Source organism: Sandarakinorhabdus sp., from assembly GCF_040398645.1.
Taxonomy (GTDB): domain Bacteria; phylum Pseudomonadota; class Alphaproteobacteria; order Sphingomonadales; family Sphingomonadaceae; genus Sandarakinorhabdus.
Genome location: NZ_JBBATR010000107.1, coordinates 1 through 2,399 on the forward strand (window position 1 = coordinate 1; position 2,399 = coordinate 2,399).

General features: G+C 63.5%; 1 protein-coding gene. It reads left to right on the forward strand.

Going from position 1 to position 2,399, the window contains the following annotated elements; genetic code table 11:
* The first annotated feature begins 6 nt into the window (after nt 1–6).
* On the forward strand, nt 7–2,358 hold the full coding sequence (locus tag ABWP50_RS13375) for a TonB-dependent receptor (protein WP_502951067.1): 2,352 nt from the start codon (nt 7–9) through the stop codon (nt 2,356–2,358).
* The last annotated feature ends 41 nt before the right edge of the window (nt 2,359–2,399 follow it).

Consider the following 2,399-nt stretch of genomic DNA (forward strand, 5'->3'; position numbering starts at 1 on the left):
GCAGCGATCGGCGCAGCGATCGGCGCGGCGATTACACTGGGTCTGGGTATGCCGGAGACGGTTGCTGCCGCAGAAGCCGAGGCGATCGACGCCGCCAGCGTTCCGGAGATACTGGTCACCGCGCGGCGCCGCGTCGAGAATGCCCAAGCAGTGCCGGCAGCGCTTTCGACTGTTGACGGCGACCTGATCGGGCGCAGTTACACCGTCAACACGGCCCAGCTGAGCCTGCTGGTGCCATCCTTGAATCACAGCTCGGCGAATCCCCGCAACACCGCCGTCACCATTCGCGGGCTTGGCAGCAGTGTTGTTGCCGTCAGCCAGGCCAATGACGGGCTTGAACCTGGCGTCGGCTTCTATGTCGATCAGGTCTACCATGCCCGCCCGGCGACCGCCGCGTTCGACTTTGTCGACATCGACCAGATTGAGGTGCTGCGCGGGCCGCAGGGCACTTTATTTGGCAAGAACACCACGGCCGGTGCCATCCACATCATTACCCGGGCGCCGACGTTCGATTGGGAGGCACGGGGCGAAACCTCGTATGGCGAGTACAACTTTGTCCAGGCGCGGGCAGCAGTGTCGGGACCGCTTGTCGCCAACAAGCTGGCGTTCCGTGTCTCTGGCCTGCTTACCCGGCGCGATGGCGTTCTCCACAACGTTACCACCGACACCGACCAGAACACCCTCAATAACCAGGCGGTGCGCGGCCAGCTGTTGTGGAAGCCCGGCGATACACTAACCTTCCGGCTCACGGGCGATTGGAGCAACTTCAAGAGCGAGTGTTGCACCCAGGTCTATCTGCGCACCGGCTCCTCGCTGCGGCCGGCGGCGCGCCAGTTTCCGGCGCTTGCTGCCGGGATCGGCTATGCGCCGCCTAGCACCAACCCCTATGACCGGCTGACTGACATCGATGCGCGACTGGCGGTCGACACCAACGAGGGTGGCGTGTCGCTCGTCGCGGACTGGGACCTCGGTTACGCCACCATCACGTCCGTCACGGCCTGGCGCTTCTGGAACTGGAATGCCGCCAACGACCGCGACTACACCAGCCTCAAGATCCAGCTGCAGCAGGGCATCCCGTCGCGGCAGGACCAGATCAGCCAGGAATTCCGCATGGCATCGAACGGCGATGGGCCGCTCGGTTATGTCTGGGGGCTCTACTATTTCCGGCAGGTCATCACTGGCAGGCCGATCTCCATCTACGGTCCGGACGCCGCCTATTGGCTGCTCGGGCCGACGACCGGAACACCTGCGGTGTCGGTGCCAGCGAACTTGCTGGACGGCTATGGCCAGGATGGACAGACGCGCTTTGCCACCGACAGCTATGCGACGTTCGGCGAGATGAACTGGCAGGCGACCGAACGTCTGACGCTGACCGCCGGGCTGCGCTACACGATCGAGAGCAAGGTCGGGGACTATTCGATCTTCGTCTTCGGCGGCCTTGCGACGACCGTCCCGGCGCTGTTCAATGCCAAGCTCTCGATCCTGCGACCGCAGACCTATTCGGCGCGCGACGACGATGGCAGCCTGTCTGGCCGGGCCAATATATCCTATGCGGTCACCCACGGCATCTTTACCTATGCGAGCTACGCCCGCGGCTTCAAATCCGGCGGCATCAACATGTCGGGGCTGCCGCTCAATGCTCAAAACCAACCTGTGCTGGCCACCGCTGTCGTCGAGCCCGAGCGCAATACCACTTATGAGGGCGGTCTGAAGACCGACCTGTTCGACAGGCGGCTCCGGCTCAATGTCGCCGGCTACTATACCGAAGTACGCAACTTCCAGGCGACATTTGTCGACTCCACCCAGACCGTCGCGCTGCGTGGCTATCTGGCAAACATCCCGCGAGTGACGGTCAAGGGCTTCGAGGCCGATGCGAGCGCTGCGCCCATCGCCGGGCTCCAGTTGCGCGCCTCAGTGGCCTTCGCCGATGGAAAATATGCTGAATACCCCAAGGGTCCGTGCCCGCTCGAACGCCAAGGCAGCGCAACGACGGCTTGCGACTTGACTGGCGGCCGTCTGTCCGGCCTGCCGCGATGGTCGACGACGATCGGCGCCGATTACGCCGTGCCTCTATTTGGCAACGGTGAGGGGTTCGTCCATGCGGACTCCAGCTGGCGCAGCAGCTATTATGGCGACCCGACGCTCTCGCGGTTCACGCTCATCGACGGCTACAACGTCACGAACGCTTCGATTGGCTATCGCAGCCCCAAGGGATGGAGCGCGGCGCTGTTCGCCCGCAACCTGGTCAATAGCAACTACATCCAAAACCTGACGACCCAAGCCGGCAACTCCGGCCTTATCATTGGAACGCCGAGCGAGCCGCGCATGATCGGTGCTACGCTGGGGTTCAGCATCTAGGGCGGTGCGGTCGGTGAAAAAGTCTTGCACCGTGCAAGACC